The 26,664-nt window shown below is 70.2% G+C and carries 20 protein-coding genes and 1 riboswitch; of the genes, 14 read left to right on the top strand and 6 right to left on the bottom strand.

From position 1 onward, the window contains the following. Positions 1 to 35: 35 nt before the first annotated feature. Both Dsi01nite_RS21020 and Dsi01nite_RS21015 read left to right on the top strand, forming a co-directional pair. Positions 36 to 1,019, top strand: a complete 984-nt coding sequence (locus tag Dsi01nite_RS21020; RefSeq protein ID WP_203847916.1) for an NAD-dependent epimerase/dehydratase family protein — start codon at positions 36 to 38, stop codon at positions 1,017 to 1,019. Between the two features lie 416 nt (positions 1,020 to 1,435). Further along, a complete protein-coding gene (locus Dsi01nite_RS21015) occupies positions 1,436 to 2,359 on the top strand; it encodes a sigma-70 family RNA polymerase sigma factor (protein ID WP_203847973.1) in 924 nt (307 codons plus the stop codon). Positions 2,360 to 2,443: 84 nt separating this feature from the next. Here Dsi01nite_RS21015 and Dsi01nite_RS21010 read toward each other — a convergent pair whose 3' ends face one another. Next, the gene (locus Dsi01nite_RS21010) at positions 2,444 to 3,190 is read right to left on the bottom strand and encodes a methyltransferase domain-containing protein (protein WP_203847915.1); all 747 of its coding nucleotides are present in this window, start codon (positions 3,188 to 3,190) and stop codon (positions 2,444 to 2,446) included. Between the two features lie 44 nt (positions 3,191 to 3,234). Beyond that, positions 3,235 to 4,221, bottom strand: coding sequence for a C40 family peptidase (locus Dsi01nite_RS21005; RefSeq protein WP_203847914.1), 987 nt, complete (start codon positions 4,219 to 4,221; stop codon positions 3,235 to 3,237). A 7-nt stretch (positions 4,222 to 4,228) separates the two neighbouring features. Next, positions 4,229 to 4,375, bottom strand: a riboswitch (cyclic di-AMP (ydaO/yuaA leader). Positions 4,376 to 4,665: 290 nt separating this feature from the next. Between Dsi01nite_RS21005 and Dsi01nite_RS21000 the strand changes: the two genes are divergently transcribed. The 7 genes from Dsi01nite_RS21000 to Dsi01nite_RS20970 all read left to right on the top strand — a co-directional run bounded on the left by Dsi01nite_RS21000 (position 4,666) and on the right by Dsi01nite_RS20970 (position 15,317). Beyond that, positions 4,666 to 5,439 (top strand): ABC transporter ATP-binding protein, encoded by a 774-nt coding sequence (locus tag Dsi01nite_RS21000; protein WP_203847913.1) that lies wholly within the window; start codon positions 4,666 to 4,668, stop codon positions 5,437 to 5,439. Positions 5,440 to 5,526: 87 nt separating this feature from the next. Next, positions 5,527 to 6,291 carry an ABC transporter ATP-binding protein gene (locus Dsi01nite_RS20995; RefSeq protein ID WP_203847912.1) on the top strand — a complete coding sequence of 255 codons (765 nt, stop codon included), beginning with the start codon at positions 5,527 to 5,529 and terminating at the stop codon, positions 6,289 to 6,291. Then, positions 6,288 to 8,087, top strand: a complete 1,800-nt coding sequence (locus Dsi01nite_RS20990; RefSeq protein ID WP_203847911.1) for an AMP-dependent synthetase/ligase — start codon at positions 6,288 to 6,290, stop codon at positions 8,085 to 8,087. Before Dsi01nite_RS20995 ends, Dsi01nite_RS20990 begins: the two co-directional genes overlap by 4 nt. Continuing rightward, positions 8,084 to 8,971, top strand: a complete 888-nt coding sequence (locus Dsi01nite_RS20985; RefSeq protein ID WP_203847910.1) for a branched-chain amino acid ABC transporter permease — start codon at positions 8,084 to 8,086, stop codon at positions 8,969 to 8,971. Before Dsi01nite_RS20990 ends, Dsi01nite_RS20985 begins: the two co-directional genes overlap by 4 nt. Continuing rightward, complete coding sequence (locus Dsi01nite_RS20980; RefSeq protein ID WP_203847909.1) at positions 8,968 to 10,068, top strand: branched-chain amino acid ABC transporter permease; 1,101 nt, start codon at positions 8,968 to 8,970, stop codon at positions 10,066 to 10,068. The genes Dsi01nite_RS20985 and Dsi01nite_RS20980 overlap by 4 nt, the downstream gene beginning before the upstream one ends. 20 nt (positions 10,069 to 10,088) lie before the next feature. Then, positions 10,089 to 11,387, top strand: coding sequence for an ABC transporter substrate-binding protein (locus tag Dsi01nite_RS20975; RefSeq protein WP_203847908.1), 1,299 nt, complete (start codon positions 10,089 to 10,091; stop codon positions 11,385 to 11,387). 228 nt (positions 11,388 to 11,615) lie between these two features. Next, positions 11,616 to 15,317 (top strand): NIDO-like domain-containing protein, encoded by a 3,702-nt coding sequence (locus Dsi01nite_RS20970; protein WP_203847907.1) that lies wholly within the window; start codon positions 11,616 to 11,618, stop codon positions 15,315 to 15,317. Here the strand turns inward: Dsi01nite_RS20970 and Dsi01nite_RS20965 are convergent, their stop codons facing one another. Both Dsi01nite_RS20965 and Dsi01nite_RS20960 read right to left on the bottom strand, forming a co-directional pair. Next, positions 15,318 to 16,154, bottom strand: a complete 837-nt coding sequence (locus tag Dsi01nite_RS20965) for a DUF5753 domain-containing protein (protein ID WP_203847906.1) — start codon at positions 16,152 to 16,154, stop codon at positions 15,318 to 15,320. A gap of 76 nt (positions 16,155 to 16,230) precedes the next feature. Then, entirely contained in the window at positions 16,231 to 16,533 is a 303-nt protein-coding gene (locus tag Dsi01nite_RS20960; protein ID WP_203847905.1) for a hypothetical protein, read from the bottom strand. Positions 16,534 to 17,282: 749 nt separating this feature from the next. On the opposite strand from Dsi01nite_RS20960, the gene Dsi01nite_RS20955 reads away from it, so the two are divergent. After that, a complete protein-coding gene (locus tag Dsi01nite_RS20955) occupies positions 17,283 to 19,955 on the top strand; it encodes a putative bifunctional diguanylate cyclase/phosphodiesterase (RefSeq protein ID WP_203847904.1) in 2,673 nt (890 codons plus the stop codon). 1,250 nt (positions 19,956 to 21,205) lie between these two features. Here the strand turns inward: Dsi01nite_RS20955 and Dsi01nite_RS20950 are convergent. Beyond that, positions 21,206 to 21,853, bottom strand: a complete 648-nt coding sequence (locus Dsi01nite_RS20950; protein ID WP_203847903.1) for a hypothetical protein — start codon at positions 21,851 to 21,853, stop codon at positions 21,206 to 21,208. A 149-nt stretch (positions 21,854 to 22,002) separates the two neighbouring features. Here Dsi01nite_RS20950 and Dsi01nite_RS20945 point away from each other — a divergent pair, with 149 nt between their 5' ends. Continuing rightward, positions 22,003 to 23,070: an LLM class flavin-dependent oxidoreductase gene (locus Dsi01nite_RS20945; protein WP_203847902.1), complete on the top strand. Its 1,068-nt coding sequence runs from the start codon at positions 22,003 to 22,005 to the stop codon at positions 23,068 to 23,070. A 139-nt stretch (positions 23,071 to 23,209) separates the two neighbouring features. On the opposite strand, the gene Dsi01nite_RS20940 is transcribed toward Dsi01nite_RS20945, so the two are convergent. Further along, entirely contained in the window at positions 23,210 to 23,929 is a 720-nt protein-coding gene (locus tag Dsi01nite_RS20940; RefSeq protein ID WP_203847901.1) for a M50 family metallopeptidase, read from the bottom strand. A 39-nt stretch (positions 23,930 to 23,968) separates the two neighbouring features. On the opposite strand from Dsi01nite_RS20940, the gene Dsi01nite_RS20935 reads away from it, so the two are divergent. The 3 genes from Dsi01nite_RS20935 to Dsi01nite_RS20925 all read left to right on the top strand — a co-directional run bounded on the left by Dsi01nite_RS20935 (position 23,969) and on the right by Dsi01nite_RS20925 (position 26,607). Beyond that, positions 23,969 to 24,526 (top strand): GNAT family N-acetyltransferase, encoded by a 558-nt coding sequence (locus Dsi01nite_RS20935; RefSeq protein WP_239136051.1) that lies wholly within the window; start codon positions 23,969 to 23,971, stop codon positions 24,524 to 24,526. A gap of 90 nt (positions 24,527 to 24,616) precedes the next feature. Beyond that, complete coding sequence (locus Dsi01nite_RS20930) at positions 24,617 to 26,203, top strand: serine/threonine-protein kinase (RefSeq protein WP_203847899.1); 1,587 nt, start codon at positions 24,617 to 24,619, stop codon at positions 26,201 to 26,203. Positions 26,204 to 26,247: 44 nt separating this feature from the next. Continuing rightward, complete coding sequence (locus tag Dsi01nite_RS20925) at positions 26,248 to 26,607, top strand: DUF1801 domain-containing protein (RefSeq protein ID WP_203847898.1); 360 nt, start codon at positions 26,248 to 26,250, stop codon at positions 26,605 to 26,607. Positions 26,608 to 26,664: the final 57 nt, after the last annotated feature.

Genomic DNA, 26,664 nt, shown 5'->3' with positions numbered 1-26,664 from the left:
TGCCCGGCTCGGGGCGGACGGCGAAGGATCGCCGGATGAGAATTCTTGTACTCGGCGGCACCGTGTTCTTCGGCCGGGCGATCGCCCGGCAGGCCCTCGCCGCCGGTCACGACGTCACCTGCGCGGCCCGCGGCACGTCCGGCGACCCCGTCGACGGTGCCCGGTTCGTGACCGTCGACCGGGCCGACCCCGACGGGCTGCGCGCCGTCGAGGGCACCTTCGACGCGGTCGTCGACGTCGCCCGCAAACCCAGCCACGTCCGGCACGCCGTCGCGGGGCTCGCCGGCCGGGTGGGGCATTACACCTTCGTCTCCACCTGCTCCGTCTATGCCGACACCGCGACCCCGGACCAGACCGTGGCGACGGCGCCGTTGCTCCCGGCCGCCGAACCGGACTTCGACGACCCGGCCGCCAGTCCCGAGGCGTACGGCCGCTGCAAGGTCACCTGTGAGGAGCTCGTCCGGGAAGGCTTCGCCGATGCCTTCATCAACCGGGCCGGACTGATCGTCGGGCCGGAGGACCAGACCGGCAGGTTCGACTACTGGGTGGCCCGGCACGCCCGTGGCGGCGAGATCCTGACCCCGGGTGACCCGGACGACCGGGTCCAGCTCGTGGATGCCCGCGACCTGGCCGACTGGACGCTGCGGGCCGCGGAGGAGGGCCTGACGGGGACGTTCGACGGCATCGGTGCGCCGATGACCCGCCGGGACTTCCACGCCGGCCTGCAAGCGGGAACCGGCGGCGACGGCACGCTCACCTGGGTGTCACAGGACTTCCTCACCGCGCACGACGTCGAGCCCTGGTTCGGTCCGCGGTCGCTGCCCTTCTGGCTGCTGGTGCCCGAATTCGCCGGGTTTCTCACCCATGACACCACCCCGGCCCTTGCCGCCGGGCTTCGCCCCCGCCCGCTTGCCGAAACCGCGGCGGACACACTCGCCGCATTCGGTGATGTACGCCACACCACTGGTCTCACAGAAGATGAAGAAGTCGCGCTGTTGCGGGAATGGCACGCTCGGTAGGTGGGGGTGTGACGAGCCCGTCAGCATTTCGACAGACGGCAGCACGCGTCGATTCCTGCGGATACATGCGCATTTGCCTGTCATGCGGGCGACTCTTGCCGATGAACTGCGGTGACCCCGGTCCCACTCAGTGCCGTTCCCAGGGAACTCACAGCGAGTTTAGGCGTCTGACGGGCAGGAATACCACGTATCACTTGTTGGAACCGAAGCGAACCGGAGAAGCTCCCGAGTCGTCTAGGTAAGTGGTGCAACTCTCACGGGTCGTCACCGGAATCGCCCGCGAGGGTGGAATTCGGCAGGCCAGGTGACTGTTGTGTAGGGGGCATACCCGGGGGGCACCCGTTTTAGCAGGGTGAAACGGGGAAGGCGAAGGATGGACGGGGAGGGGCCCGAAGGTGGAGAACGTGAAAGTGGAGATGCGACCCGATACAGGTGCCGAAGAGCGTGACCTGGTTGGTGTCTACCTGCATGAGATCTCCCGCACGCCGCTGCTCGACGCCGCTTCTGAGGTCGAGCTTTCCAAGGCGGTCGAGGCTGGTCTCTATGCGGAGCACCTGCTGGACGTGGACGAGCTGCCCGACGGCGTGAGCGCCGCCGAGCTGCAGCGTCTGGTCGACGAGGGCGAGCGCGCCAAGGACCGGTTCATCCGGGCCAACCTGCGCCTGGTGGTCTCGATCGCGCGGCGTTACGTGCGGTCCGGCATGCCGATGCTCGACCTCATCCAGGAGGGCAACACCGGCCTGGTCCGCGCCGTCGAGAAGTTCGACTACGTGCGCGGCTACAAGTTCTCGACATATGCGACATGGTGGATCCGTCAGGCGATCAGCCGGGCGATCGCGCAGCAGGAGCGCACCGTCCGGCTGCCCGTCCACCTCGTCGAAGACGTCAACCGGATGCGCAACGTCGCGCGTCAGCTCACCCGTGAGCTCGGCAACGACCCCGAGCCAGAGCAGCTCGCCACCGCACTCGGCGTCCCCGTCGAGCGCGTCCACGAGCTCAAGCGCTGGTCCCAGGACACCGTCTCGCTCGACACCCCAGTCGGCGACGACGGCGACACCAGCCTGGGCGACCTGGTCTCCGACTCCGACGCACCGTCGCCGGAGGACGTGGTCCTCGCCGCCCTGGAGCGCCAGCGCATCGAGGGCCTGCTCAACCACCTGGACGACCGGTCCGCGGGCATCATGCGCGCCCGCTACGGTCTCGAGGACGGTCGTGAGCACTCGCTGACCGAGGTCGCGAGCCGGTTCTCCCTGTCCCGCGAGCGCATCCGCCAGCTGGAGATCCAGGCCCTCGGCCGGCTCCGCGAGCTGGCCCGCGCCGAGGGGCTCCAGGCCGCCTAGCCGACCGCAACCGACAACCGCAGCCCCTGACCGTTCCCGGTCGGGGGCTGCCCCGTGTCAGACCGTCAACCGGGCGGTGCGGCCTCAGGGCCGGTGCGCCACCACGAACAGCCGCGGAAACGGCAGGATCGTGCCGAACGGCTCCCGGGGGTACCGGTCCCGCAGCCGCGCGGCGACGCGGGCGCGGAAGTCGTCGAGCTCGGCGCCGGACAGCGCGTCGAGGTACGGGCGCAGCCCGGTGCCGCTGAACCACTCCAGGACCGGGTCATCGCCCGGCAGGACGTGGAAGTAGGTCGTCTCCCACGCGTCCACGGTCAGGCCGAGCGCCGCGAGGGTCCGGACATACCAGGCGGGTTCCCGCACCGGCGTCGCGCCGCGCGGGCCGGGGACGCCGGGGTCCAGGATGTCGGCGTCGAGGATCGGGCCGCCGGTCGGGACCTGGAACGCGAGGGTGCCGCCGTCGTCGAGGCCCGCGGCGAGGACCGGCAGCAGCGCCGCGTGGTCGGGGACCCACTGCAGGGAGGCGTTGGCGACGATGACGTCCACCGAGCCGCGCTGCGGGCGCCACCCGGCGATGTCGCCGAGCTGGAAGGACAGCTGCGGCGTGGCCAGGGGCGCCGCCGCGGCGAGCATCTGCGGGGACGAGTCGATGCCGAGCACCGCCGCGTCCGGGTAGCGGGTGGCGAGGGTCGCGGTCAGGGTGCCGGGGCCGCAGCCGAGGTCGACGACCGCGACCGGGGCCGTGGTCGGGATGCGCCCCACCAGCTCGTGGAAGGGGCGGGCGCGTTCGTCGGCGAAGCGGGCGTACTGCCCGGGATCCCAAGAGGCCATGCCCCATCTTGCGGGCATGGCCTCTCTGCGTGGTTCACCAGGGGTTACTTGTGTGGTCGGCCGTATCCGTACGTGTCGCTGCGGCCGTCCACCGACTGGACCTCGACGTTCCGCCCCGTGGTCGGGGCATGGATCATCTTGCCGTTGCCGATGTAGATGCCGACGTGCCCCAGGCCGCGGAAGAAGGCCAGGTCGCCGGGGGAGAGCGCGGACCGTGAGACGTGCGTGGTCTTGCTCCACTGCTGGGCGGCGTTGTGCGGCAGCGTGATGCCGGCCGCCTTCCACGCGCCCATGGTCAGGCCCGAGCAGTCCCAGCTGTTCGGTCCGGCGGCGCCCCACTTGTAGGGCTCGCCGAGCTGGGCACAGGCGAACGCGACGGCCGCGTTGGCCGGGCTGGTGCACTCGGCGCCGAGCGTGACCTTGACGCCGGTGGAACCGGTGCTGCCGGCCGCGGTGGCCTGGCGGCGGAGGGTTTCGAGCTTCTTGACGTCGCCCTCGATCTTCTTCTTCTTGGTCTCGAGCTCCGCCTTCTGCGCGTTCTCCGCGGCGAGCGTCTCGTCGATCTTCTTCTTCTCGTCGTCCAGCTTGGTCTTGGCCGCCGTGTAGTCGGCGATCTCGTGCTGCTGGTGCTTGCCGATCTGCTGCAGCGTGGTGAGCTGGTCGATCAGCGTGTCCGACGACTGTGCGTTGAGCACGACGTTGAGGCTCTGCAGCGGACCGGAGCCCTTGAAGGCGGCGATGGCGATGACGTCGACGTTGGCGTTGGCCGCGGCCATGCTGTCCGCGAGGGGCTGGAGCTTGGTCTGGAGGGTCGCGGCGGACGCCTGGGTGGCGGCCAGCTCCTCATTGATCTTGTTGAAGGCCTCGACCAGGTCTTCGAGATCGTTGCCCGCCTTCTCGAGCTGGGCTTCGATCTCGGCGAGGGTGGGTTCGGCCTTGGCGACACTGGTGGGTGCCACGACGGCCAGCGACACGGCCCCGATGATCAGGGTGCGCAGCAGGGATCGTCTGGCGCGGTGTCCAGCGGACAAGGGATGACCCTTCTTCACCGACCGCCTACCGGGTTAGCTGACGGGTTCGGGCGGGAAGAGTGCGCCCTACCGCTGCTTCGCGGATTCACCCCGAGGGACCTGGGTCCCCGGCTCGCACAGCGCCGGACGGCGCTCGATTCGGCGGCGCTTGCCCGGCGCCACCCGGGCTGGGCGACGGACTGCCGAGCAGGCCAGGACCTAACTTAACGTGATCAACAAAGAAGCGAAACCCACGCGCGTTGTTCTATATCTATTACCCCATAAGTCCGTATCACGGCGAGTTGTCGGTCCACATCGGACGGTGATGCAACACGGAAGATGGTGTTGACGGACACACAATTGGGGCTTGATTCTGCTCTGATACCCGGTTAAATACACGTAACTTTATTCACCGTCGATGCACATAGTTCGCCCACTCCGAACACCCCCGGAGGAGCGTCACCGATGTTGCGTGTCCAGAACCTCGAGGTCGTCTACGACGACGTGATGCTGGTGCTTCGCGGCGTCAGCCTGCAGGTGCCACCAGGACGGATCGTCGCGCTGCTCGGCGCGAACGGTGCGGGCAAGACCACGCTGCTGCGAGCCCTGTCGGGCCTACTCGGCGTCCACGACGGGGCCATCACCAAGGGCGCCGTCACGCTCGACGAGAAGCCGATCCACCGGCTGCGCCCGGCCGCGGTGGTCCGCCGCGGCGTGACGCAGGTGATGGAGGGGCGCAGGACGTTCGCCGAGCTGACCGTCGAGGAGAACCTGCGGCTCGGCGCCCACACCCGCCCGAAGGGGCGGGCGGAGGCGCTCGAGCGCATGTACGGGCTCTTCCCCGTCCTCGCCCAGCGGCGCGGCAGCGTGGCCGGTTACCTCTCCGGCGGCGAGCAGCAGATGTTGGCGATGGGGCGGGCGCTCATGTCCGACCCGGCGTACCTGCTGCTCGACGAGCCCAGCCTCGGCCTCGCGCCGCGCCTGGTCGAGCAGGTCCGCGACCTGATCGTGCAGATCAACCGGGCCGGCACCGGCGTGCTGCTGGTCGAGCAGAACGCGACCATGGCGCTGTCCATCGCCGAGCACGGATACGTGCTGGAGACGGGCAAGGTCGTGCTCGACAAACCCGCCGCCGAACTGCTCGCCGACGACGACATCCGCGAGTTCTACCTCGGGCGGGCCGAGCGGTCCTTCCGCGACGTCAAGCACTACAAGCGCCGCAAGCGCTGGCTGTCGTAGCGCTGCGAGCAACGTCGTAGCGCTACGAGCAACGTCGTAGCGCCGCCAGAACGTCGTAGCGCTGTCGGAAACACAGAGGGAGTCGCCGTGCTGCGTTTCGAAGACGTCCGGCTCAGCTTCGCCGGCGTCAAAGCCATCGACGGTGTTTCGTTCACCGTCGCCAAGGACGAGTTGTTCGCCGTCATCGGCCCGAACGGGGCCGGGAAGACGTCGATCTTCAATGTGATCTCCGGTGTGTACCGGCCACAGCACGGCAGGGTGACCCTCGACGGCACCGACCTCACCGGCCTGCGCCCGGACAAGGTCGCCAAGCTGGGCGTGGCCCGCACCTTCCAGAACGTCGAGCTGTTCCAGCACCTGACCGTGCTGGAGAACCTCATGCTCGGCCGGCACCACCACATCCGCTACGGCACCCTGGCGGCCATCGCGTGGCTCGGCCGCGCCCGGCGCGAGGAGATCGCCAACCGGGCCGTGGTCGAGGACATCGTCGACTTCCTGGAGCTCGCGCAGTGGCGCCGGCTCCCGGTGGGGCTGCTGCCCTACGGCGTGCAGAAGCGCGTCGAGCTCGGCCGCGCCCTCGCCATGGAGCCGAAGCTGCTGCTGCTGGACGAGCCGGTCGCCGGGATGAACCTGGAGGAGACCGAGGACATGGCCCGCTTCATCCTCGACGTCCGCGAGGAGCTCGGCATCCCGATGATCCTCGTCGAACACGACATGGGCCTCGTGATGGACCTCGCCGACCGGGTCATGGTCGTTGACTTCGGGGTGCCGGTCGCCACCGGCACCCCGGCCGAGGTGCAGCACAACCCGGACGTCCTGCGCGCCTACCTGGGGGAGGTGGAGGCGGCATGACGATCGCCGACCTGGTCAGACAACACGCCGAGCGGACACCGGACGCGGTCGCGATGCGGGAGAAGCACCGCGGCATCTGGCGCGAGATCACCTGGCGGGACTACTGGCGCACCGCGGAGACGGTCGCCCGGGCGCTGCGGTCGCTCGGTGTCCAGCCCGGCGACCGCGTCGCGATCCAGTCGGAGAACCGCTCCGAGTGGCTCTTCGTCGACGTGGCGACCGTCGCGGTGCGGGCGGCGACCGTCGGGCTGTACCCGACCAACCCACCCGATGAAGTGCGTCACATGCTCGCCGACTCCGGCGCGCGGATCCTCTTCGCCGAGGATCAGGAACAGGTCGACAAGGCCCTGGCCGTCCTGGACGACTGCCCGGACCTGGAGTGGATCGTCTACCTGGAGCCCAGGGGCATCCGCGGCCGGTACCAGCACCCGAAGCTGATCTCGTGGAGCGACCTGCTCGCGTCCCACGAGGACGCGGAAGCGATCGAACTGCGGTCGAGCGGCGACGACGTCGCGACGCTCATCTACACGTCCGGCACCACGGGACGGCCCAAGGGCGCGATGCTCACCGTCGACAACGTGGACTTCGCGATCCGGGTCCTGATCGAGGGCGGCGGCTTCTCCGACCCGCCGCCGGGACCGCGCGACCTGACCCTGTCGTACCTGCCGCTGTGCCACGTCGCGGAGCGGGTCTTCACCGTCTGGTTCAACGCGGCCGCCGGCGTCACCGTCCACTTCGGGGAGTCGATCGCGACGGTGCAGGCCGACCTGCGCGAGGTGCAGCCGACGATCCTGTTCGGGGTGCCCCGCATCTGGGAGAAGATGATGGCCGGCGTCACGATCCGGCTGGCCGGGGCGTCGCTGATCAAACGCTCCAACGCGCGGCTGTGGCTGCGCGTCGCGGACCGGATCGGCGCCACCCTGGAGGCCAACGGCGGCCGGCACACCACCGGCAGCCGCCTGCGCTACGCGATCGGCTGGCTGCTGTGCTACCGGGCGCTGAAGGAGCGCATCGGGGTGCGCCGGGTCCGGTACGCGGCCAGCGGCGCCGCCCCGATCGCCCCGGACGTGCTGCGGTTCTTCATGGGCATCGGGGTGCCGATGTACGAGGTCTACGGCATGACCGAGAACACCGCGATCAGCACCGCCAACCGTCCCGGCCGGGTGCGGCTCGGCACCGTCGGCGAGGCGCACAGCGGGGTCGAGATCCGCATCGCCGACGACGGGGAGATCCAGACCCGACACCCGGGCACGTTCGCCGGCTACTTCCGCAACCAGGCGGCGACCGCGGAGGCGATGACGCCGGACGGCTGGCTGCGCACCGGCGACGTCGGGGTGCTGCTGGACGGCACGCACCTGAAGATCACCGATCGCTCGAAGGACATCATCATCACGGCCGGTGGCAAGAACGTCGCCCCGAGCGAGATCGAGAACGCGTTGAAGGCCTCGCCGTTCGTCAAGGAGGCGATCGTCATCGGCGACCGGCGCGCGTTCCTGACCGCGCTCATCGGCATCGAGCTCGACACCGTCGGGGAGTGGGCGCAGCGGCGCGGCATCGGCTACACCACGTATCGCGACCTGTCCGGCAAGCCCGAGGTCGTGGCCCTGGTCCAAGGGGTCGTCGACGCGGTCAACGCCGGCCACAACCCGGTCGAGCAGGTCAAGACCTTCCGGATGCTGCCCAAGGAGCTCGACCACGAAGACGGTGAGCTCACCGCGACGCAGAAGGTGCGGCGCAGCGCCGTCGCGACCACCTTCGAGGCGCTCGTCGACGACATGTACGGGAGCAAAGTGTGAAGGACTTCGTCGAGAGCGTCCTGCGCGGCATCGGCACGGGCAGCGTCTACGCGCTGCTGGGCCTCGGGTTCGTGATCATCTACAAGGCCACCCGGGTCATCTCCTTCGCCCAGCCGGCGTTCATGCTGGCCGGCGCGGTCCTGGTGACCTACCTGGTCGGTCCGCTCGGCTTCTTCCTCGGGCTGGCCGCGGCCGCGGTGCTCACCGGCGGCCTGGCGCTGGGCGTCGAGCGGCTCGCGGTCCGGCCGATGATCGGCCGGCCGGTCTTCACCGTCGCGATCATCACGCTCGGCATCGACATCGCGGTCCGGGTCGTCGTCAACGCCGCCATCGGCCTGGACGTGCGGCAGGTCGGCGACCCGTGGGGCCTGAAGGTGTGGAAGCTGCCCGGCGGGGTCCAGGTCGAGCAGCGGCACGTGGCGATGGTCCTCACCACCGCAGTGCTCATCGCCCTGCTGTTCGTGTTCTTCCGCTACACCAGGACCGGCCTGGCGATGCGGGCGGCGTCCTACGACCAGGAGGCGGCACTCGCCCAGGGCGTCAGCGTCGGCGCGGTGTTCGCGCTGTCGTGGGCCCTGGCCGGCGCGCTCGCCGCGGTCGCCGGCACGTTCGCCGCGGTCGGCGGCAGCGTCAGCGAGTCGCTGTGGCTGATCGCGCTGACGGCGCTGCCGGTGATCATCCTCGGCGGTCTCGACTCCCTGCCCGGCGCCGTCATCGGCGGCCTGGCCGTCGGCACCGTGCAGGAGCTCACCGCCACGTATCAGGGCTCGCTGCCGTGGCTCGGCGGCAACATCTCGGTCGTCACGCCCTACGTGGTGATGTTCCTGGTCCTGCTCGTGCGCCCCTACGGCCTGTTCGGCACCCGGGAGGTCGAAAGGGTATGAGAAACCGTCCACTGCTGCGCACCTCCTACAACCAGGAGCTGGCGCTGCTCGACACCACCTCGAAGAAGGTGGCGGTCGGCATCCTGCTCGCGGTCGGCGTCGCGCTGCCGTGGCTGGTCGAGGACCAGCTGCTGCAGCTCATCGGGCTGGCCTGCGTCACCGCCATCGGCGCGATCGGGCTCAACATCGTCACCGGCTACGCCGGGCAGGTGTCGCTCGGGCACGCGTTCTTCCTCGCCATCGGCGCCTACACGGCGGCGGCCATCGCCGGTGACCCCGACGCGCGGACCATCGGGTTCGGGGTCAGGGAGATCCTGATCTGGCTGCCCGCCGCCGGAGTCGTCGCCGCGCTCGCCGGTGTCCTGGTGGCGCCGCTCGCGACCAGGTTGCGCGGTCTGTACCTGGCGATCGTCACGCTCGGCCTGGTCTTCATCGGCGGCCACGTGATCAACGAGTGGTCGTCGCTGACCGGTGGGCCCGGCATCGGCCGGCAGCCCCCGGCGCCGACCCTGCTGGGCTACGACCTCAACACGGGCGACGCCTTCCTCACGAGAGATCAGAAGCTGTACCTGCTGATGCTCGTGCTGCTCGTCATCGCGGCTCTCGCGGCGCGCAACCTGGCGCGCTCGCGAGTGGGCCGGGCCTTCACCGCCATCCGGGACCGCGACATCGCGGCCGGCGTGATGGGCGTGAACCTGGCCAGGTACAAGACGATCGCCTTCGGGGTGTCGTCGTTCTACGCCGGCTGCGCCGGTGCGCTGCTCTACGTCGGGATCGGCTACTTCGACCCGACGACCTTCAACCTGCTGCTGTCGGTGCAGTACATCGCGATGATCCTCATCGGCGGTGCGGGCACGGTCAGCGGCGCCGTCCTGGGCGCCTTCCTGATCACGCTCCTGCCGCGGCTGATCCGGGAGGTCCCGTCGTTCCTGCCGTTCATCAGCAACTCACCCGCGGAGTCCCCGAACGCCTACCAGCTCGAGACCGTCCTCTACGGCGTGTTGATCATCGTGTTCCTGATCTTCGAGCCACGCGGGCTGTTCGGCATCTGGATCCGGCTCCGCAACTACTGGAAAGCCTGGCCGTTCTCGTACTGACCCCGTAAAGGAGCCCCTCAATGAAGAGGTTGGGCATGTTTGCCCTCGCCGCGGTGCTCACTGCCGGCGCACTCGCCGGATGCCGCGGCGCGGACAGCACGGACAAGGGGGCATCGGGCGCCAAGTCCGACGTCGGTATCACCAAGGAGCCGTGTCCCAAGTCCGAGCACAAGGACCGGGGCTGCATCTACCTCGGCATCATCTCCGACCTGACGGTCGGCCCCTTCCACGTCCTCGCCGTGCCGATCACCGACGCGCAGAAGGCGTTCTGGAAGCGGGTCAACGCCCAGGGCGGCATCGGCGGCTATGACATCGACGCGGAGACCTACGTCCGCGACAACAAGTACAACCCGCAGACGCACAACGAGGCCTACCAGGAGATGAAGGGCAAGGTCCTCGCCCTCGCCCAGAGCCTCGGCTCGCCGACCACGGCGGCGATCCTGCCCGACATGAAGACCAACAACATCATCGCCGCCCCGGCCGCCTGGACCTCGGCGTACGCGTTCGAGGACAACATCCTCGAGTCCGGCGCCAACTACTGCATCGAGTCGATGAACGCCGTCGACTACGCCAACGAGACCTTCAAGCCCAAGACCGTCATGGCGGTGCACCTCGCCGGCGACTACGGCGACGACGCCGCGGCCGGGGCGAAGATCGCCGCGGAGAAGCTGGGCATGACGTTCATCAACGTGAAGACCGACTCCGGCACCGACAAGCAGGCCGGCGCGGTCGGCGCGATCGTGCAGCAGAAGCCGGACCTGGTCATCCTGACCACCGGACCGGCGGACGCGGCCGCGATCGTCGGTGGCGCCGCCCAGCGCGGCTTCACCGGCAAGTTCATCGGCACCAGCCCGTCGTGGAACCAGGGCCTCCTGGCCACCGCCGCGGCACCCGCGTTGAAGGCGCTCTACCTGCAGTCCTCGCCGTGGAAGTCGTGGGCGTCCGACACCCCCGGGCACAAGGCCATGCGGGAGGCGCTCGGCTCGTCCGTCACGCCGAACGACGGCTACACGTCCGGCTGGGTCTGGTCGTATCCGCTGCTCGCCGCCCTGAAGAAGGCCCAGGCCGACGGTGACCTGACGCGGGCCGGCCTGCTCAAGGCCGCCAAGTCGCTCACCAAGGTCGACTACGAGGGCATGCTGCCCGACGGCGCCGGCAACTACGCCGGTGGCGCGGACGGCATCTTCCGCCAGTCGCTCATCTACAACCCGACCGTCGGGGCCGGTGGCCCCAACGACATCAAGCTGGAGAAGGACTACTTCACCGGCTCGGTCGCGAAGGACTACAAGCTCGACAAGCCCTGCTACGAGAAGCTGTAGACCCTGCCGCAGGACGCGTAGGGACCTGGGGACGACCCGTTCGGCTGATTGGCCGAACGGGTCGTTTTCTGTCGATCTTTGTCCGGAACTGGCCCGATTCGCGGCGGGTCGGGGTGTGCGTGGTCGGTAACGCGACACTTCTTCACGCCCTACCGCTCGGTAGGCTGGCGCAATTTCAGCGGGATCCCCGCCCGCCTCTCTGCCCACCCCATCAGGAGAGGACGGTTCATGTCGATACGTCGACGTACCGTGCGCGCCTTCCTCGCCGCCGTGCTCACGGCGAGCGTGTTCGTCCCGTTGACCAGCGCGCCCGAGGCCGCCGCGGCGACGCTGCCGACCGGCTTCCAGGAGCAGGTCGTGTACAGCGGGCTGACCAACCCGACCAACATCGAGTTCTCGCCTGACGGCCGCGTCTTCGTCGCCGAGAAGAGCGGGCTCATCAAGGTCTTCGACAGCCTCGCGGACCCCACCCCGGACGTCTTCGCCGACCTGCGCACCAACGTCCACGACCAGTGGGACCGGGGTCTGCTCGGCATGGCCCTGGCGCCGGGCTTCCCGACCAACCCGTGGGTCTACGTCCTGTACTCCTACGACGCGCTGCCCGGCGGCACCGCGCCGAAGTGGAACGACGTCTGTGCCGACGCGAACAACGGCACCTGCATCGTCACCGGCCGGCTCTCGCGGCTGCAGGCCAACGGCAACCAGATGACCGGCGCCGAGCAGGTGCTGATCACCGACTGGTGCCAGCAGTACCCCAGCCACTCGATCGGCGACCTGCACTTCGGTGCCGACGGCGCGCTCTACGCCTCCTCCGGTGACGGCGCCAGCTTCAACGCCACCGACTACGGCCAGTTCTCCAACCCGTGCGGCGACCCGCCGTCGGCCGCCGGCACCTCGCTGAGCCCGCCCACCGCCGAGGGTGGCGCCCTGCGCGCGCAGGACATCCGCACCACCGCCGACCCGACCGGGCTCAACGGGACCATCATCCGGATCGACCCGGCGACCGGCGCCGCGCTGCCGACCAACCCCAACTTCGGCTCGGCGGACGCCAACGCCCGCCGGATCGTGGCCTACGGCATGCGCAACCCGTTCCGGTTCACCATCAAGCCCGGCACCAGTGAGGTGTGGAGCGGCGAGGTCGGCTGGAACACCTACGAGGAGATCAACCGGCTGCAGAACCCGGTCGCCAGCACCATCGGCAACTACGGCTGGCCGTGCATCGAGGGCCCGAGCCCGCAGGGCGGCTACGACGGCGCCAACCTGAACCTGTGCGAGCCGATGTACGGCGCGACCCCGGCGGTGCCGAACGTCCAGCCGTACTACTCCTGGAACCACGGCTCGAAGGTCGTCGCCGGCGAGAGCTGCCCCAGCGGCAGTTCCTCGTCCTCCGGCGTGGCCTTCTACCCGGACAGCGGCCCCTACCCGGCCGCCTACCGCGGCGCGATGTTCTTCTCCGACTTCAGCCGCGACTGCATCTGGGCGATGATGCCGGCGACCGCCGGCGGGCTGCCGTCCACGTCGAACATCATCACGTTCGCTGCGGGCGCCGCCAACCCGGTCGACCTGGCCATCGGCCCCGGCAGCGAGCTGTACTACGTGGACATCGGCAGTGGTGGTAACAACACCGGCACCGTGCGCCGGATCCGGTACTACGCCGGCAACCAGCCGCCCGTCGCGGCGATCACCACCAACCGCACCTCCGGCGGCACGCCGCTCGCGGTGACCTTCGACGGTTCGACGTCCTCCGACGCCGACCCGGCCGACCAGGGCCTGCTCAAGTACCAGTGGGACTTCACCAACGACGGCACCTACGAGGCGACCACTGCCGTCGCGAGCTACACGTACACCACGCCCGGGACGTACACGGCCAGGCTGCGGGTCACCGACACGCTCGGCGTCACCAACGACAAGACGGTGACGATCACGGCCGGCAACGACGCGCCGACCGCGATCATCGACTCGCCGGCGTCCTCGTTCACCTGGGCGGTCGGCAACCAGATCAGCTTCACCGGCCACGCCACCGACCCGCAGCAGGGCACCCTGCCCGCGTCCGCGCTGAGCTGGACGACCATCCTGCACCACTGCTCCTCGCCGGGCGTGTGCCACGAGCACCCGATGCAGACGTTCAACGGCGTCGCCGGCGGGACGCTCACCGCACCCGACCACGAGTACCCGTCGTATCTGGAGTTCCGGATGACGGCGACCGACTCGGGCGGGCTGACCAGCACCACCAGCGTCAACGTGCAGCCGAAGACGGTCGACCTGACGTTCGTCAGCAACCCGGCCGGGCTGAACCTGACGGTCGGCGCGACGAGCCAGACCGCGCCGTTCACCCGCACCGTCATCCAGGGCTCGACCAACACGGTCAGCGCGCCGACGCCGCAGCTGGTCAACAACGTGCCGGCCGCGTTCAGCACCTGGTCCGACAGCGGGGCGCAGACGCACGTCATCACCGCGCCGGCGACCGACACCACCTACACGGCCTCGTACACGTCCTCGTGCGTGGACACGTTCGGCTACGTCTGCTCGGCGGCGCCGCGGGCGTTCGTGCCGGCCGACGGCACCGTGCTGCCGCTCACCGGTGACGACAACCTCGGCCAGATCTCGCTGCCGTTCGGCTTCAAGTTCTACGGCACGACGTACAACTCGGCCTGGGTCGACACCAACGGCCGGCTGAGCTTCGCCAACCAGGGCGCCTCCACCACGGCGCACGGCCCGATCCCGTCGACGGCCACGCCGAACTCGTCGGTGTACGCGTACTGGACCGACCTCGTCGTCGACGGCTCCGCGAGCGTGCGGACCGCCACGATCGGCTCCGCGCCCAACCGGCAGTTCGTGGTCGAGTGGCGCAACGCCTACCAGTACGGGTTCACGTCCCGGCGGATCAACGCCGAGGCGATCCTGTACGAGAACGGCGACGTCGTCACCAACTACTCGGGGATCGACAACACCGCCGAGGCGGGCGCGTCCTCGACGGTCGGCATCGAGAACGCCGCCGGCACCGTCGGCATCCAGTACTCCAACAACACCTCGGCGCTGCAGAACGGCATGGGTGTGCTGTTCAAGGCGCCCGGTGGCGGGGAGGAACCGCCGCCCGTGACCGGCACCGTCACCGGCACCGTGACCAACCAGGGCACCGGCGCGCCGGTGGCCGGCGCGACGGTGACGCTGACCCCAGGCGGGGCGTCGAAGACGACCGCCGCGAACGGCACGTACACGTTCACCAACGTGGCCGCCGGCGCCTACACGGTGACCGCCTCGGTCGGCTCGGGCGGGCAGTGCGGTGGCGGTGGGGCCTCGGCCCCGGTGACCGTCGCCGCCGGCAGCACCACCGTCAACCTGGCGCTGACGCAGGGGGCCGACGCGTTCGGCTACACCTGCGCCGACGGCACCCGGGCGTTCATCGACGGTGACACGCCGTTGACCCTCACCGGGGACGACAACATCGTCCAGCTCACCACGCCGTTCCCGGTGAAGTTGTACGGCACCTCGTACACCTCCGTCTGGGTCGACACCAACGGCAAGGCGAGCTTCGTCAACCCCGGCGCGGCCAACGCCGATCACACGACGCTGCCGACCACGGCCGCGCCGAACGCGACGGTCTACCCGTTCTGGTCGGACCTCGTCGTGGACGGCCAGTCCAGCGTCCGCACCGCGACCACCGGTGCGGCGCCGAACCGGGCCTACGTCATCGAGTGGCGCAACGTGTACCTCTACGGCAACCTGTCGCGTCGCCTCACGTTCGAGGCGGTCTTCTACGAGAACGGCGACATCGCGTTCGCGTACAAGGACCTCGACAACGCGTTCGAGCAGGGCAGCAACGCCACCGTCGGGATCGAGAACTCCGCCGGGACCGTCGCCTACCAGTACGCGAACAACCAGCCGGTGCTGGTCAGCGGCAACGGGGTGCTCTTCCACCCGCCCGCCTGATCATCCCCGTTTCAGTTCGGCGGCCACCTGCCGCATGAGGTCGATCGAGGCCTCATGCGGCAGGGCCATCCCGGCCAGCGCACGCAGCCCCTCGGTGTACGCGGTGATCAGCTCCGGCTCCTCGAGCAGCTGCCCGCCCTTGTGCAGGATCCCGTCGTCGGCGCCGAACTCGAGGACCGTGAACGCGCCCTCCCACCCGACGTGGTGACCGGCGTTGAACGGCACGATCCGCACGTCCGTGTACGGCCGCTGGGCGAACTCGATCGCGTGCTCGATCTGGTCGACGAGGACGGAGTCGTCGTCGTGCATCGGCAACCGGCGCAGCACCGACTCGTCGATCAGCGCCTGGAACCGTGATGGCGTCTCCCGCTCGAACAGCTCGCTCTGCCGCCGCAGCCGGAACTCGACGCGCTGCTCGTGATCGCCGGCCTTCTGCTCGGCGGTCGTCGCGGTCGCGTACCGCCGGGTCTGCATCAGCTCGGGGAACTGCATCGGCTCGAAGCCGCCGACGAAGACCGCCTCCGCCTCGAAGCCCACGTAGGTGAGCAGCGAGCCGGGCAGGGCGGCACGGTACTCGTCCCACCACATCCGCCGCTTCGCCGCCCGGGCCAGCTCCAGCAGGTCGTCGACCAGCTGGGTGTCGTGCAGCCGGTAGTAGGCCAGGAGGCTGCGCAGGTCGCTGACCGAGATGGCGACGGTGCCGTTCTCGATCCGGATCAGTTTCGACAGTGACCACTCCATTTCGGCGGCCACCAGGTCCTGGGTGAGCTCACGCTCCCGCCGGAGCCGTCGCAACTCGGCTCGAAGGCGACGCTTGCCCACGATCGGTCCACTCATGGACTCTTCCCCCAAATCGCGTCCAGATGGCAACGCGGCGTCTCTACCCTCTTTGCGGCAAATGCACCTGGTGATTTCAGCCTGCTGGTGACGTCGACCGGGGCTGGTTGCCGCCAGGGGGTTCTTGGCCATCGCGCTGGGCCAGGCTGAGGCCGACGAGGATGCCGGCGGCGACCGCGAGCGCGACGATGATCACGCCGGCCGCGATCCACCAGGCCGTCGCGCTGCTCACCTGGGAGGACGCGGAAGTCGGCGCGCCCTGTTTTGGCGTGGCCTGTTTTGGCGTGGCCTGTCGCGGCGTGGCCTGTCTCGGCGCGGCCTGTTTTGCCGCGGGCGCTGGCACGGTCGGGGAGGCCGGCGTGACGGCGAGATCGGGCATCCGGGCCGGGGCGGTTGTTTCCCTGGGCACCGGTTGGCGCCGTTTCGGCTTTTGTGCGGGCGCTGCCGGTACCGTGGCCGCCTTTGTTGTTCTGGTCTTCTGCGGTGGGGCTCGCACCGGCGGAGGTGGGGGCTGGTCCTCCGCCGGTGCGTACGTGTCCTCGTCCGCGAACTCGTCGTCCTTGACCGTCGCCCAGGGGGAGGGGCGGACGGTCCAGTCGGACGCGCGCGCGTAGTAGACCGGTGCCTCCGGGGGGTGGGTGTCGCCGCCTGGCTGCCGTGGAGTCGGCTCACGTGCGGGCGGTGACGCCGCGGGTGGAGGGGCCGGTGGGAGCTGCGGCGCCGGCCGGTCCGGTGCGGTCGGTGCCCAGGGGGAGGGGGCGACCGCTTGGACCTGCGGCGCTGTCCGTGAGCGTGGCACCTCACGCGGCGGCGGGAAGTAGATCCCGTCCTCCGTGTGTTCGACGTCGCGACGCCGGTGGTGCCGGCCCTCGGTCATCGAGTTCCCTTCTCGGCGGCGAGGCCGCTACGCAGCGCAAGGATGAGGAAGCACGCTGCGGTCAACCTAGCACCGGGAACCGTCGATGTGTGACCGTCCGGCTACCCATAGATCAAGTCGCTTCGCGGTATCTGAGGATCGGACAATTTGGACATTATTCTGGAATCTCTCAGATCTGGCGGTGGGTGGCCGAATGTCCAGCACGTCCGAGCGGGTGGAGGGCGCTGTCAATGTCGGTCGATGTGCGGTCGGTGCGGTCGCACCCTGCGCTGCGCGGCGCCGTGATCCTCGCGGTGCTGAGCACCGCCTGGCTCGCCGCGCAGTGGCCGCACGTGATCGTCCACCCCGCGATCGGCTGGATTCCCGTGCCGCTCAGCGCGGGCCTCGCCGCCGCCGTGTGCTTCCGCACCGCCCGCCTCGCCGGCCCCGCCGGCCGCTTCTGGCGGCACCTGGGCATCATCATGCTCATCCTGCTCGGCGGCGTCCTCAGCAGCGCCGTGGACTCCCTCGTCGGCCCGGGCGCGCCGACGCAGCGCTCCAGCAGCTTCACCATGACCCTGTACCTGGGTGCCGTCCTCGTCCTCGTCTGGGCCCTGCTGCGGCTGCCGGTCCGCCGCCGGCTCATCACGTTCGGGCTCGACCTCGCCGTCGTGGTCTGCGCCGTGAGCCTCATGACCTGGTTCTTCGCCGCCCGCGGCTCGGTTGAGCTGGCCCGGGTCACCGGCACCGCGTGGGCCATCTTCGGCGTGGTGGTGCTGCTGTTCGCGGGCCTCCTCGCGGTCGCCAAGGTCGCCCTCGCGGGCACCGGCGGGCTCGACCGGACCGCGCTGTGGGTCCTCGGCGGCACCGTCATCGCCGGCGCCGCCCTCGGCGCGATCGCGCCGTTGCTGGAGTCCCGGCCGTACCTCAACGACTGCCACCTGTCGATCCCGGTCTGCGCCGCCGGCATCACCCTCGCCGCCCTCGTGCAGCGGTTCGCCGTGGTGCGGGTGGCGACCCCACGGGCACCGTCGCGGCCGTTCAGCCTGCTGCCGTACCTGGCGGTCATCGTCGCCGACGGCTTCGTCCTGGCCGGCATCGGCCCCGACCAGCGCCACACCCGCGTCCTGGTCGGCGGCTCCGTCCTGCTCACCCTGCTCGTCGTCGCCCGCCAGCTCATCTCCTTCTACGAGAACAGCACCCTGCTCGCCCGCGTCGACGCCAGCATGCTGGAGCTGCGCCGGCACGAACGCCGCTTCCGCTCCCTCGTGCAGAACTCCGCGGACATCTTCGCCATCACCGACGCCGCGGGGCGGGTCACGTACGCCAGCCCGAGCCTGCTGCGCTTCCTGGGCCTCTCGGTCGAGGAGATCCTCGGCGCCACCCTCAGCGACCGCGTCCACCCCGACGACCTGGTCGAGGCCCGCCGGCTGGCCCCCACGCCCGCCGGCACCGTCACCCAGCAGGTGCGGGTGCGCCACGCCGACGGCGACTGGCGCTGGTTCGAGGTGGTCAGCAGCAACCTCCTGCACGACCCCAGCGTCCGCGGCATCGTCAGCAACGCCCGTGACATCACCGAGGCCCGCCGCTACCAGGACCAGCTCAGCTACCAGGCGTCCCACGACGCGCTCACCGGCCTCGCCAACCGGGCCCTGTTCAACACGGCCACCACCCAGGCCGTCCGGGTCGCCCAGTCCTCCAGCGGAACCTCTCCGGATCGTCGGCGAAGCTCCGCCGCCGGGCTGGCCCTCGCGCTCGTCGACCTCGACGACTTCAAGGCCATCAACGACCGCCTCGGCCACGCCGTCGGCGACGCCCTCCTCATCGAGGTCAGCGAGCGGCTCCGCGCCAGCGTCCGCCCCGGCGACACGGTCGCCCGCCTCGGCGGCGACGAGTTCGCGGTCCTCCTGCCCTCCAGCAGCGTCGCCGAGAGCGCCCGCATCGCCGAGGCCTTCATCGACGCCCTCGCCGCCCCCGTCCGCGCCGCCGGCTACGAGCTGCTCATCCAGGCGAGCATCGGCGTGGCCCGGCACACCGCCGACTGCGACGCCAGCGACCTGCTGCGCCGCGCCGACATGGCCATGTACGCGGCCAAGGAGCTCGGCAAGAGCCGCTGGGTCGAGTACGGCCCGGAGCTCGACGCCCACGCGGTCGAGCACGCCCAGATCGCCGCCGAGCTCAGCCAGGCCCTCGACCGCGACGAGCTGTTCGTCCTCTACCAGCCCATCGTCGGCCTCCCCGACGGCGACGTCCGCGGCGTCGAGGCCCTCATCCGCTGGCGCCACCCCACCCGCGGCCTCGTCTCACCCGTCACCTTCATCCCCGTCGCCGAACGCACCGGCCTCATCGTGCCCATCGGCGCCTGGATCCTGCGCCAGGCGTGCACCCAGGGCGCCCAGTGGGCGTCATCGCTGGGCGACCGCGCGCCATGGAAGATCAGCGTCAACGCCTCCGCCCGGCAGCTGCTCGAGCCGGCCTTCGTCGGCGTCGTCGCCGACACCCTCGCCGACACCGGCCTCGACCCCGCCCGCCTCACCATCGAGATCACCGAGACCGCGGTCTTCGGCGGTGGCCGCGCCCTGGACACCGTCCGTGCCCTGCACGCGCTCGGGGTGAAGATCGCCCTCGACGACTTCGGCACCGGGCACTCCTCGCTCGGCCTGCTGCGCACCTGCCCGGTGGACGTCCTGAAGGTCGACAAGTCCTTCGTCGACGGCGTCACGGGCACGGTCGAACAGGAGGCGATCGCCACCTCGATCAGCGAGATCGCCCAGGCACTGCGGCTGGAGGCGGTGGCGGAGGGCGTCGAGACAGCTGAGCAGGCGTCGCGTTTGTTGGAGCTGGGGTACCGGCTGGCTCAGGGCTTCTACTTCGCCCGGCCGCTACCGGCAGCGGAGATCGCACCGCTCTGCACCCCCGAACCGTCGTTGACCTCCCCCGCGTGACGCCACCCCTAACCCATGATCCAGAAGACCTTGGGTACCCAGGGGTGTGCGAAGCCTTCCGGATCATGAGGAACCAGGTAGTCCCAAGATCGATGGATCATGCGAGTGCGGACGTCGAGCACCAGCACCGCAACGACGCCGCGGACGGGGCCGCCCCGTTCGCGCGCCCGCGAGACAGCCGTGCGGAAGCCACTGCCGCAGGCTCCTCGGGGAGGACGATCGCCACGTTGACCAACCTCTCGCAGATCGAAGTCGCGGGCTGGTCGCCCGGACGGCCTTGGAACGACTCGATCTGCGTCGGCGTCGGTCGGTGCGCATCGCGCTCGTGGTCGCGCAGCCGAGTGTCGACGTGGATCCGCCGGCAAGGCATGGAACGCTCTGCGGCGCCGGATGTGGTCCTGCCCGCGATGGAGGAGTGCCTTGTCCGTGCCCCCGTTCACGTCGATGGCATCGACCCCAAGGTGCAGGCTCTTGAATGCCGCGTCCCGGAGCCGGATCTCCCAGAGCCGCGCCCCACGGATGCCGCCCGAAGCCGCCTCGCCATGACCGTCCGCAAACCGCAGTCCGACGCCCGAAGTCGCCCAGAAGCATCCCGAACTCATTCGAAGCGGCCGAATTGACCCGAATCAGCTCTGAAATGGCCCGAAGTTGTCCGAAGCGGTCCGGGAGCGGTCTTAATTCGCTCTGATGCACCCGGATAAGCCCGGATAAGCCCGGATAAGCCCGGGGAGCCCAAACGCCGCCCCGGAGCGGCCCGAAGTCACCCGGGAGCGCCCGGATGTAGCCCAGGAGCCCGGATGCCGCCCGGATGCCAGCAGGAAGCCCGGATGCCGTCTGTGCGAGCCCTGCAGGCGACCGGATGCCGCCCGGGAGTCCGCAGACCGCCCGGAAGCGCCCCGGAAGCACCCCGGAAGCGTCCCGGGAGCGGCCCGAAGTCGCTCGGGTGCCGGATGCCGCCCGGGAGCCCGCAGGCAGCCCGGATGCCGCCTGCGCGAGCCCCGCAGACGGCCGGATGCCGCCGGGAAGCCCGCAGGCAGACGGGATGCCGCCCGCGCGGGCCCTGCAGGCGGCCGGAAGTCGCCCGGGAGCCCGTAGACCGCCTGGAGCGCCCCGGAAGCGCCCCGGGAGCGGCCCGAAGTCGCCCGGGTGCCGCCCGGAAGCCCCGAAGCAGCCCGAAGTCGTGGGCGTGGGCGGACGAGGCGCGCCAGAGGGGTGGCGCGCCTCGTCCGCGTCGTGCGGGTCAGGTCGGGTCAGGCGGTGGTGCCCCACATCGCGGCGAAGGCGGCCGCCTCGCCGGCGAGCCAGCGCTCGACATCGCCCTGCTTGAGGCCCGGGTCGGGGCGCAGGACGTCGCCGCGGCGGAGGTCGACGAGGACGGGGGTGGCGTTGGGCAGGACGAGGTCCATGTGGCGGGTCATCAGGTGCAGGGTGGCGACCGCCGCCTCGTTCTGCGGCGGGTCCTCGTCGAAGTGCAGCCGGACCGCCTCGCCGTGACCGTCCGCATACCGCAGGCCGAAGTGCGGGTTGATCTTGACGGGGAGGTTGCCCAGCATGCCGAGGGCGTCGCGGGTCGGGGTGATCTCCACCTGCGACAGGTCGCCGAGCGACTCGATGTAGCGCAGCGCGCCGGGGACGACGGACTCATACAGCGGGCGCCACCGCGAGTTGACCTGATCGACGACCGCGTTGAGGTAGGTGCCGCCGGTCCGGAACCGGATGTCGGCCTTCAGCGCCTTGACGAGCTGGCCGTGCGGGTTGAAGCCGGAGCCCGACTCACGTTGACGGCGCAGGCCGCCCACGAAGCTCGCCTTGCGCGGGCCGGTGCGGCCGACATAGCGCGTGAAACTCAACAGGGTCGCATACGGAACGGACCCCGGGGTGACGGTGGACACGGTCACTTGCGCTCTCCTCCCAGCCAACGAAACCGGCTCAAGAACCCCAGCTCAAGAGCGACTTTCGTACACACATTCTAATCGATCGGCGCCACATTTCCCAGTCTCGGCGGACTGTCTGTGAAACAGACCGTTTCAGTAGGTATGGTGGCGGCATGACGACGTTCCACTGGTTCCTGCCGACGACCGGAGACGGTGATCAGGTCGGCGCGGCGACGGTCGCCGCAGGTGCCGCCGCGCACGTGCGGACACCCACGGTCGCGTACCTGTCGGAGGTGGCCAGAGCGGCCGAGGAGGCGGGGTTCGCCTCGGTGCTGACGCCCGTCGGCGCGGGCTGCCTGGATCCGCTCGTCATGTGTACCGCGATCGCACAGCACACGACCACACTGCGGATGCTCGTCGCGTTCCGGGCCGGGTTCACGCTGCCGACGCTGCTCGCCCAGCAGGCGGAGGCGTTCCAGTGGATCTCCGGTGGCCGGCTCGCCCTCAACGTCGTCACCGGCGGTGACCAGCAGGAGCAGCGGGCATATGGCGACTTCGTCGAGCACGACGGCCGGTATGCCCGCACCGCCGAGTATCTCCAGGTCCTTCGCAACACGTGGAAGGGTGAACGGTTCGACTTCCACGGCGACTACTACCACGTCGAATGCGGCGGCCTCGGTACCCCGCTCGCCGACGTCCCGCCCATCTACTTCGGCGGCGCGTCACCGGCCGCCGAGGACGTGGCGGCCCGGCACGCAGACGTCTACCTGATGTGGGGCGAGCCACCGGCCGCGATCGCGGAGCGGGTCGCGCGGATGCGGGCCAAGGCCGCGGCGTACGGCCGTACGCTCCGCTTCGGGCTGCGGGTGCACGTCATCGTCCGCGACGACGCCGACCAGGCGTGGGCCGAGGCCGACCGGCTGCTGCGCGGCATGGACCCGGCGCGGATCGCGGTGGCGCAGGCGAGGTTCGCCAGGATGGACTCCGTGGGGCAGGCCAGGATGACGGCGCTCAACGCGGGCACGGCCGACGGCCTGGTCATCGCGCCCAACCTGTGGGCCGGCATCGGGCTGGTCCGCGAGGGCGCCGGCACCGCACTGGTGGGCAGCCCCGCGGAGATCCGGCAGCGCCTGGCCGAATACGAGGGCGTCGACGAGTTCATCCTCTCCGGCTGGCCGCACCTCGAGGAGGCGCACCGGGTCGGCGAAGCGGTGCTCGGCCGGAAGTCAGTCCCGGCGTGAGCCACCGGACCTGGCACGCCGGGCGACGTGCCAGGCCGGTCAGGGCGTGAGCTACCGGACCTGGCGCGGCGGGCGGCGTGCCAGGCCGGTCAGGGCGTGAGCCACCGGACCTGGCGCGGCGGGCGACGCGCCAGGCCGCTCAGCCGGAGATCAGGTCCGACACCGGCCCCAGCATGAGCCGCGTGCCGAACGCCAGCGAGGCCAGCGACACGACGACGAAGAACGCGACGTAGATGATCGCCGGCACACGCGTCAGCCGCCCGATCTGATCCGCGTCGGAGTTGGGCGCCTGGCGCCGGAACCGGGACTGCTGCAGCTCGAACACGGCCCTGACCCCGCCGAGCAGCATGAACCACGAGAAGGCATACGCGAACGCGCCCTGCACCTGCGGCGAACCGAACCACGAGACGCCGAAGATGATCGCGCCGGCCACGACGACCGACACCACGCCGTAGACGTTGCGGATCATGATGAGCATCGCGGCGAGCAGGAGCAGCAGCAGCCAGAGCAGCACCGTGATGCGACCGGCGCCGAGGATCGCGGCGGCGCCGAGTCCCAGCAGCGACGGCGTGATGTACCCGGCCAGCCCCGTCACCACCATGCCCAGCCCGTTGGGCCGGCCCTTCGACAGCGTCAGGCCCGACGTGTCGGAGTGCAGCCGGATCCCGGAGAGCCGCCGGCCGCTCAGCACCGCCGCCAGGGCGTGGCCGCCCTCGTGCGCGATGGTGACGAAGTTGCGCATCACCCGCCACGCCGGCCGCAGGAGGACCGCCAGGAGCGCCACCACGGCGGTGGCGATGACGACCTCACGCGGAGGTGCGGGCAGCCGGCTGAATGCGTCGCTCAACACATCGAACACGAATGCAGAGCCTGCCACCTGACGTGTTGAATGAACAGCGTGGAGATCAGGCGCTTTGTCGACACCGACTGGAACGGCAGCGGACACGGCGACGAACACGGTCGTGAGCAGGGCGTCGACGAGCACGGACACGGCGGGGACGGGCACGGGCTCTGGGAGGTCTGGCACGAGGTCGTCGCGGCCGGCGAGAGTTATGACAACGACCCCGCGTCCACCGAGCAGCAGGCGAGGTCGCACTGGCTGCTTCCGCCGCCCTTCGAGGTCTGGGTGGCGGTCGAGGACGGTGACGTGCTCGGCACCTACAAGGTGGGCCCCAACAAGGGCCGGCTCGGCGACCACGTGGCGAACGCGAGCTTCATGGTGTCGACCCGCGCGCGGGGCCGTGGCGTGGGCCGCGCGCTCGGCGAGCACTGCCTGGACCGGGCCCGCGAGCTCGGCTTCGCCGCGATGCAGTTCAACGCGGTCGTCTCCACCAACACCACCGCCGTGAAGCTCTGGCACTCGCTCGGCTTCACCATCGTCGGCACCATCCCGGACGGTTTCCGCAGCACGAGGCACGGGTTGGTCGACTTCCATATCATGTATCGGCGGTTGTGAAGGTCCCCGACGCCCGAAGAGTCCCCCAAGAGGGGAGTAATGCCTGGTAACGGTTGTGACCTTCATCTTGCATTCTGTACGAATACCCCGATGCGTACTCCCCCCGAAGCGCGCGACGACACGGACGACCGTCTCCGGTCGCTCAGCGAGGACCTCACCGGTTACCTCATCGGTGACGCCTACCAGCTGATCGAGCCGATCGGTGGCGGCGGCACGGGCACCGTGTGGCGGGCCAGGGCGCTGCAGGGCGACGGCGAGGTCGCGGTCAAGCTGCTGCGCGAGGACCTCATGGCGGAGCCGAAGGCGGTCAGCCGTTTCGTCCAGGAGCGCGCGATCCTGCTCATGTTGCGCCACCCGCACATCGTGCGGGTCCGTGACCTGGTCACGGTCGGCACGTCGCTCGGCCTCGTCATGGACCTCGTCGACGGCGGCAGCCTCCGTGACCACCTGCACGAGCAGGGCACCCTCGCGCCCGCCGCCGCGGCGACGCTGCTCGCCCAGGTCGCCGACGCGTTGTCGGCCGCGCACCGCCGCGGCATCGTGCACCGCGACCTGAAGCCGGACAACATCCTGCTCGACAGCGACGGCGGCGAGCCACACACCCGGCTCACCGACTTCGGCATCGCGCGGGTGCTCGACACGCCGAGCATGACCACGCCGGGCGCGCTCGTCGGCACCGCGAACTACATCGCGCCCGAGGCCGTCTACGGCGGGCGGCCGGCACCGTCCGCCGACGTCTACGCCCTCGGCGTGGTCCTGTTCGAGCTCGTCGCCGGACGGCCGCCCTACGCCGGCGGCCCGGCCTGGGCGATCCTGCGCCGGCACGTCGATGAGTCGCCGCAGCGCGTGGAGGGCATGCCGGAGGCGGTCTGGCGGGTCGTGGAGACCTGCATGGACAAGCGCCCAGGCCGCCGCCCATCGGCGAAGGAACTGGCGCACGCGCTGCGTGTCGTGGCCAAGCGCACCGCCGACGATCCGGCGCTGCCGCCCCAACCCGTGATCCATGAGCTGCCCTCCTTCGACCCGCCGGTGCCGAAGCCCCGACCGCCGACATCATTGCGCTCGCGTATGACAGTTTTTGCGGTCGCGCTCGCGGCGCTCGTGGTCGTGGCGGTGCCCGCCTGGCGGATCGCGCACCAGCCGAGGGCCGGGACCGCGACCCAGCGGGCCGGGACGCCGCCGGCGATCGCGGAGAGCCAGGCCGCGAAGCCGGAGCAGGGTGGTGGGCCGGTGGCGGGCGGTAGTCGTACACCCGGCGGATCGAGACTCGGAGCAGGTGCGCCGACCCGTTCGGCCGGGCCGGTCGAGGCCATCGTCTGGGGTGCCTGGCAGTGTGCGGAGCAGTACACCTGGGATCTCGGTCATCCACTGCTCGCGCAGCCGTGCCATCAGACCAGCGAGAGCGGCATCCGCATGGTCGGGCACGCCCAGGCCCTGCCCGGCATCCAGGCGGACATGTCGATCTCGCTCGTCGACGTCAACTCGGGCGAGGTCGTGGACGGGCCCCACTCGTGCACCGGACTGATGTTCACCGACTTCGCCCCGGAGCACAATTGCGGGCCGTTCGACGCCACCGCGCCGCGCGGTCACAGGTACGCCGTGCTGCAGAAATGGGTCTACACCGGCCGGGCGATCCTGCCCGGTGGGGAGGCGTGGGGACCCGAGTTCGACTGGTAGGAAAAGTCGCTGGAATTGTCGTACCCATGTGGTGAGGTGTCGGCATGATAGCCACCGAGCCCTCGGGCCTCGAGCAACTTCTCGAAGAGCACTGCGCAGACATCGCCGCGCTGGCCCGCCGCCTGCGGGGTGTCATCCTCGACACGCGGCCCGAGTTGACCGAGCGGATCTACCAGGGCTGGCACGGGCTGGGCTTCCATCACCCCGAGCGGGGGTATGTGGCCGGCATCTTCCCGGGCGCCGACTCGGTGTCGGTCGGGTTCGAGCACGGCGCCGACCTGCCGGATCCGCACGGGCTGCTGCGGGGCACCGGCAAGCGGCTGCGCTACCTGCACTTCACCCCCGACAGCTCGGCGCCGACGCACGAGCATCTGGTCGAGTATCTGCAGCTCGCCGTCACGTAGGCGCCCAACAGCTCCACATCGACCCGCGAGCACGTGGTCGAGGCACAGTCCGGTGTC

Origin of the sequence: Dactylosporangium siamense (assembly GCF_016862795.1) — a bacterium.
GTDB lineage: Bacteria > Actinomycetota > Actinomycetes > Mycobacteriales > Micromonosporaceae > Dactylosporangium > Dactylosporangium siamense.
This window is presented reverse-complemented; position numbering and strand designations above follow the sequence as displayed.